Annotated in this window: 7 protein-coding genes and 1 tRNA gene; 4 read left to right on the forward strand and 4 right to left on the reverse strand. The window is 67.8% G+C overall.

What is annotated here, in order from left to right; translation table 11 throughout:
- Positions 1-237 precede the first annotated feature (237 nt).
- A tRNA-Gly gene (locus tag ACNAVT_RS26010) sits at positions 238-311 on the forward strand.
- Positions 312-400: 89 nt separating this feature from the next.
- On the opposite strand, the gene ACNAVT_RS26015 is transcribed toward ACNAVT_RS26010, so the two are convergent.
- From ACNAVT_RS26015 to ACNAVT_RS26025, 3 genes are read right to left on the reverse strand one after another with little or no spacing between them, the layout of a single operon-like run.
- Positions 401-1,588, reverse strand: coding sequence for a tyrosine-type recombinase/integrase (locus tag ACNAVT_RS26015; RefSeq protein ID WP_416299927.1), 1,188 nt, complete (start codon positions 1,586-1,588; stop codon positions 401-403).
- Entirely contained in the window at positions 1,588-1,803 is a 216-nt protein-coding gene (locus ACNAVT_RS26020; protein WP_416299928.1) for an excisionase family DNA-binding protein, read from the reverse strand. The genes ACNAVT_RS26015 and ACNAVT_RS26020 overlap by 1 nt, the downstream gene beginning before the upstream one ends.
- A gap of 5 nt (positions 1,804-1,808) precedes the next feature.
- A complete protein-coding gene (locus tag ACNAVT_RS26025) occupies positions 1,809-3,149 on the reverse strand; it encodes a replication initiator (protein ID WP_416299929.1) in 1,341 nt (446 codons plus the stop codon).
- Between ACNAVT_RS26025 and ACNAVT_RS26030 the strand changes: the two genes are divergently transcribed.
- Together ACNAVT_RS26030 and ACNAVT_RS26035 are read left to right on the forward strand one after the other, a co-directional pair.
- Complete coding sequence (locus tag ACNAVT_RS26030) at positions 3,126-3,749, forward strand: UTRA domain-containing protein (RefSeq protein WP_416299931.1); 624 nt, start codon at positions 3,126-3,128, stop codon at positions 3,747-3,749. The two genes, ACNAVT_RS26025 and ACNAVT_RS26030, sit on opposite strands and share 24 nt — an antisense overlap.
- The gene (locus ACNAVT_RS26035; RefSeq protein WP_416299932.1) at positions 3,746-4,252 is read left to right on the forward strand and encodes a nucleoside deaminase; all 507 of its coding nucleotides are present in this window, start codon (positions 3,746-3,748) and stop codon (positions 4,250-4,252) included. Before ACNAVT_RS26030 ends, ACNAVT_RS26035 begins: the two co-directional genes overlap by 4 nt.
- Positions 4,253-4,471: 219 nt before the next feature.
- Here the strand turns inward: ACNAVT_RS26035 and ACNAVT_RS26040 are convergent, their stop codons facing one another.
- Positions 4,472-5,362, reverse strand: a complete 891-nt coding sequence (locus ACNAVT_RS26040) for a sigma-70 family RNA polymerase sigma factor (protein ID WP_416299934.1) — start codon at positions 5,360-5,362, stop codon at positions 4,472-4,474.
- A 3-nt stretch (positions 5,363-5,365) separates the two neighbouring features.
- Between ACNAVT_RS26040 and ACNAVT_RS26045 the strand changes: the two genes are divergently transcribed.
- Positions 5,366-5,974 carry a dihydrofolate reductase family protein gene (locus ACNAVT_RS26045; protein ID WP_416299935.1) on the forward strand — a complete coding sequence of 203 codons (609 nt, stop codon included), beginning with the start codon at positions 5,366-5,368 and terminating at the stop codon, positions 5,972-5,974.
- Positions 5,975-6,001 lie beyond the last annotated feature (27 nt).

A 6,001-nucleotide genomic window follows, 5' to 3' on the forward strand; every position in this document is an offset into this window, starting at 1 on the left:
CTTTCTGGCGGCGCGACAGGGGGGTGTGTCACGCCGTGGCTGAGAACGTGGGGGTGACGCTACATCCAATCGATGAACTTGAAAATAGCCATATGTTGCCGTGGTGAAACTTCCTGCTCGGTCACGGACTCGAGTGATTTCAAGATCGCGTCGGGGTGGTGGTTAACGGGGCCGGAGGGCGCGCCGGGGATACCTGCGTGCACGGCGCCGGTGACCTCAGGTAGAGTGGTGCCGCCTGCGGGTGTAGTTCAATGGCAGAACATCAGCTTCCCAAGCTGACAGTGCGGGTTCGATTCCCGTCACCCGCTCCAGCCGAAAGGCCCTGATCAGGACGCAAGTCCCGGTCAGGGCCTTCGATGTTCCACGGGCCACCAGCGCCCGATGGGCCATCCACGGGCCACTAGCCACGCTTCTTACCAGCCTTCTTGCCCTTGCCCTTGGCCTTGTCCGAGGGACCGGCCGCCGACTTCTTGGCCTTCTTGCGCTCGGCCTTCACAGCGTCGCTCACCGCCTGGGCGATGGCCCGATCCGCCTCAGAGGTGGCGTGCTGGTAGATCATGGCCGCCTGGGGCGAGTCATGACCCATCCGGGCCATCAGTTCCCGGGTGCTCGCGCCCGTCCGCGCCGCGATCGTGTTACCCGAGTGCCGCAGATCATGAAAGTGCAGACCCGGCACGCCGAGCTTGCCGACCGCCGACGACCAGCCGATGACCTTGTTCAGGTTGCCGCGCCAGATCGGCCGGCCCGAAGGCGTGGTGAACACCAACGCTTCCGGGTTGTCATCGACGAACGCCGCCAGGTGCTCACGCAGAGCCGGCAGGATCGCCGCCGGCACCGACACGGCACGCCGACCAGCACGCGACTTCGGCGGCCCGAGGACCATCCCGACGCCACGTACCTCGGTGAACGTCTGCCGAACGCGGACCACCCCGGCGTCGGCATCGACGTCTTGCCGCTGCAGCGCGGACACCTCACCCCACCGCAGACAGGCGAACGCGGTCACCAGGACCAGGGCGCGGTACCGCTCGTCCACCAACTCCGCGAGCTTGAGCACCTGGGCGAGCGTGAGCACAGGCCGCTCCGCCGGCTTCTCCTGATCCGCACCCGGAATCCGGCACGGGTTCTTGCGCAGCAGCTCGTCCTCGTTGACCGCCGTCATCAGCACGGCCCGCAGCAGCCGATATGCCTTCGCCGCCATCGTCTCCGAGACGCCGTTGCCGAGCAGTCTCGCCCGCCACTCACGGATCATCGGCGTATCCAACCGGCTCAGCTCCACCCCGCCCAGGTACGGCGTGATGTGCTTGCCGAGCAGCCACCGGTACAGGGCCACCGTCCGAGGACGCAGCCCAGGGCGTTGCCCGATCCACCGCTCCGCGTAGTCCGCCAGCGTGACCCGCGCACGCTCAGGATCGATCCACTCCCCGCGCGTCATCTGCGCTTCCACCATCGACAGGTACCGGTCGGCATCCGACTTCCGGGCGAACGTGTCCGGGGCAGACCGCTGGCGCCCATCCGGTCCCGGGTAGCGCACCTGGTACCGGCCCGACTCACGCTTACGAATGCTGCCGAAACGCCGCCGCGCCGCCATCAGGCCACGCTCCGCAGGCCGGTCCACACCTCGGACACGGTGAACGGTTCCACCCTGCCCGCGTCGACATGCGCGTCAACGTCCGAAGCCTTGAGGCGTACGCTACGCCCCACCTTGTGGAAGGCGATGCGCCGCTGCGCAACCAGCCGGCGCACGTGGCGAGCGCTCATCTTCATCCGAGCCGCGGCTTCCTCCACCGTCAGCACCTCATCCACCGCCGTCATACCTCCCCGCTTCCCGTCGTCGTGCAGTCAGTTGCCGAAACATCAGGCGGGACCGCAGCACGTCTCGCGGCGTCGAGCCGCGCCCGCCACTGGATCCGCTCGGAGATCGCCCGCAGGACCCGGTGACCGAGGGGTGGGACGTCCGGATCGGTGGGTTTGGCGAGTTCCCAGGCGTGCCGGACGGTGTCGGAGCCGGTGGGGGCGGTGTCGGCGTCGGTGGTGACGCCGAGCAGTGCCTTGACCCACTCCTTCCGGTCGGCTCGGTGGTCGCTCAGCGTCTTTCCGGACCACTGCCGGGAGATGAGGACGCGTCGGCCGCCGATGCCGAGGGTCTCCCGCTTGTGGACCTTGTTCTTGCAGTTGCCCGGCTTCAACCCGGTGCGGGCTTTCTTCGGCTGGATGCCGTAGAGCAGCCAGTTGGCGCACCGCTCCGAACACGGGGTGTGCCGTAACTCCTGCCAGAGCCGTTCGAGGTGCGCCCGTTGCCGGCCGGCGGTGACGTCGTGGCAGTCGGCGGCCTGCTTGGTGAGGTACTTGGTGATGTAGCCGACGCACCGGTCCGCGTCCTTGGTGCCGGCGAGCACGCCTTTGGCGTCGACCTGACTGCCGAACCGGACGACGTGCACCGGGGTGGCGTCGGGGTCGGCGTCGACCAGGTCCAGGGCGTCATCCCACGACGGCAGCAGCTCACCCGAGTCCGGGTCGGTGTAGCCACCCGCATCGGCATCCCACTGCGGCGCCCTCCCCGGCTCGTAGACCAGCTGGTCGACCGGCGGCCACCACACCTGGTGATACGTCGCAGCCGCCACCTGGCGAACCAGTGTCCGGGGGATGGTGCCGCGCATGGCGAAGTGCGCGTGCGGAGCCAGCCGGCGTTGAGGTTCGACCGCGCCCGCGTACTGCACATTCCAGCCGACCGCCCGGCGCAGGTTCTGCCAGAACCGGTCTAGGAGGCGGGGGAAGTGCACCGCATCCCAGGCGGCCCGCCGGTAGTCGTACGAGTCGGGGTCGACCGGGGTGCCGTCGGAGTGCACCCGGCCGTAGGAGCCGAGGGTGAGGGTCAGGAACATCGACGGCCGGAACACCATCCCGGCGTGACCCTCGTAGGTCCGCCCGACGGTGCGGTTGTCGACGGGCAGGCGGGGTAGGTCCGGGGCGTCCTGCCGCCGTTTCGTCGACCGTACGCGCCGCTTGCCGTCGCCGTCCTCCTGGTCGTCGCTGCCGTGTGGCGGAGCCGGGCGGCCTCGGAGTCCTTCGGTGGTGATCTGGGCTTCCAGTTCCCCGATCGCGTGGTCCGCGTTCCGCCCCGGAAGGTGATCCGCTCGTCCGAGCGCCACCAGGTCGAGAAGGATCTTGCCGCCCGCCCCGAGGCCGAGCGCGCGGTTGTCGGCGAGGCCGAGACCAACCTCAACATGCAGATCAGCGAGCAGGAGTTCCGGTCCCGGTACGACCAAGTCGAGGCGGGAACGGACTTGGCTGACCTGTTCCGAATCGAGCCGACAGACCTGGTGCTACGTCGGCGCTACGACTCGACCGACCGGACTACCGGCTTACTCCTCTCGTCAAGCGTCTCCTACATGCCGGTTGCGCTCGTCAGCTCAAACCCTGCGCTGCTCGATGAGGCCAACGAGCCGTGGCCGGGAGGAACCCAACACCAGCTCTCGACCGTCGGCGTCGAGATCATGACCATGATTGACGAAGTAACGGCCCGAATGCCCACCACCGCCGAAGCCCAACTCTGGGGCCTGCCCGACGGCGTACCCCTCATCTTCTGCCGACGCATCTCGCTCGACGCCGACGAGAGAATCGTCGAAATCTCAGACGCCGAGTATCCAGCCGACCGGACCGAACTGCGATTCGTCACCCCACTTAAGCCCTGGCCCAAGCGCGCATCAGGCGGCAGCAGGCGGCCAGGCCGGCAAGGAGGAAGACCGTGACCTCACAACTAGACACGCAAGACGAGCTGTTCCTCGCAAGGGCAATCGAGATTTCGCGGCGCGCGCTGGAAGACGAGGGGAAGACCCCGTTCGGTGCCATCGTCGTCATATCGGGAGCGATCGTCGGTGAAGGCACCAGCAGCGTTGTCGAGCTGCGAGACCCAACCGCACACGCCGAGGTCATGGCCCTGCGCGACGCGGGCAGCAAGCTAGGGCGGCACCTGTTCGAAGACGCGGTCATGTACGCCAGCAGCGAGCCCTGCCCCATGTGCCTCATGGCCTGCTACTGGGCACGCATCCCCCGCCTGATCTTCGGAGCCAGCAGCCACGACGTAGCCACCTACGGCTTCGAAGACCTCCAGCTCTACCGCGAAGTCGCCCAACCGGTCGAGCGCCGGTCCCTGCGTGAAGAGGTCGCCGAAGGAGCCCTCCGGGACCAAGCCGTCGACGTACTATGCAAGTGGGCCGACATGCTGCCCTCGCCGGTCGAGCCCAAGTTCTGAACGCCCTGTCTAGTCCCACCACATGCTTGACGGGTCCACCCAGCACATGCACGACAGCCGGCCTTGGCGGCTCAGTCGTCCTGGTTACAGTCGGTGGCACCTGAGCGGCCTGCGCGCACTCACATGCCGAGTACAGTGCACCTGATCATGCCGCCGGGGGCGGCGGATGCAGTCCGGCTCTGGTCTGTGCGCCGACGTGCTGCCTCCGGATGTTACGGATTACAGGCTCGTGGGCAGGCCGAATGCAGTAAGCAGTTTTGGGTCTTCGAACATGTCGATCGCCGTCAGTGCTTTCGCCTCGACGCTGAGCACAGCGATTCCGAACGGGCGGAACGCGGTCTGGCCGGCCGCCCGCACGTAGGCGCCGGCTGCTGGTTGGCCATTGGCTGCGGTCGGCACCATCCGCCAATGGCCGGGCAGGTTCATGCCCTCGCGCAGTGCCCTCGCGACGGCCGGCCGGCCGGTCCATTCGCCGACCTGCGGCTCGATGGTCAGGCGGATATCCTCTCGCAGCAGTTCGATCAGGGCCTCCACATCGGCCTGCTCATGGGCGGCGATGTACCGTGCCAGCAGTTCCCGCTGTGCCGCGTCGGGTTCGCCGGCAGGCGCCCACGCCAGACGGCCGTCCGGCCATCGCTGCCGCATGGTCGTCCGAGCCCGGTGCAGGGCACTGTTGGCGGCACGTACCGTCGTGCCGAGCAGATCGGCTGCCTCGCCGGCCGACCATGACAGCACGTCACGAAGGACCACCACGGCGCGCTGGCGCGGCGGCAGCAACTGGATCATCGCCAGGAATGCCAGCGACATCGTCTCCCGGTCCACCGCCACCGCCTCGGGGCCGGGTTGCTCATCGAGCAGGTGATCCGGGTACGGCTGCAACCGCGGCGCGCCCCGGCGCAGCGTGTCCAGGCAGGTGTTGGTGGCGATGCGGTACAGCCAGGTTCGGACGCTCGAACGCCCGTCGAACCGGTCTCGGGCGCGCCACGCCCGAAGGAACACCTCCTGCACGTGGTCCTCGGCCGCCTCCACTGAGCCGAGTATTCGGTAGCAGTACACATGCAGCTCCCGGTAGTACCGGCCGGTCAGCTCGGCGAACATCGCGTCGTCCACCCGATGTTCATACCGGAGAGTTTCCGGCCGGCGCTCGTCTACATGGGCATGGCAATCGTTGAAGCGGACATCTCCATGTCAGTGGACGGGTTCGTCACCGGACCTGACCTTGCAATCTTTCCCGGATACGGCAGGGGCGGCGAGCGTCTGCACGCCTGGCTCCAGCACGAGGAGGGGCAGCAGCTCATCGCAGCGACGTTCGCCGCATCGGGCGCGGTCATCACCGGCCGGCAGGTGTACGACGACACCGACGGCTGGGCCAGTGAGAACGGCTTCTTCGCGATGCCGGTCTTCGTCGTCACCCACCGTCCGCACGACCAGGTCCGCAAGGGCGACACCACATTCACGTTCGTGACCGGCGGGGTGCCTGCCGCGGTCGAGGCAGCCACCGCGGCGGCCGCTGACAAGCGAGTCCACATCATGGGCGGTGCTTCGATCATCCAGCAGGCGCTGCGGGCCGGGCTGGTCGACCGGCTGCGGCTACACATCGCGCCGCTTCTCCTCGGCTCCGGCACCGCACTTTTCGACGGCGGCAACGGGCCGCAACTCGATCTGCTCAGTACGACGGCCACCCCGGAAGCCAGCCACCTGACGTACCAAGTCCGTCATTGAAACAGCTGCACGCGACGAGGACATCCG

Origin of the sequence: Micromonospora sp. SL4-19 (assembly GCF_047921475.1) — a bacterium.
In the GTDB taxonomy this organism is placed as follows: Bacteria; Actinomycetota; Actinomycetes; order Mycobacteriales; family Micromonosporaceae; genus Micromonospora.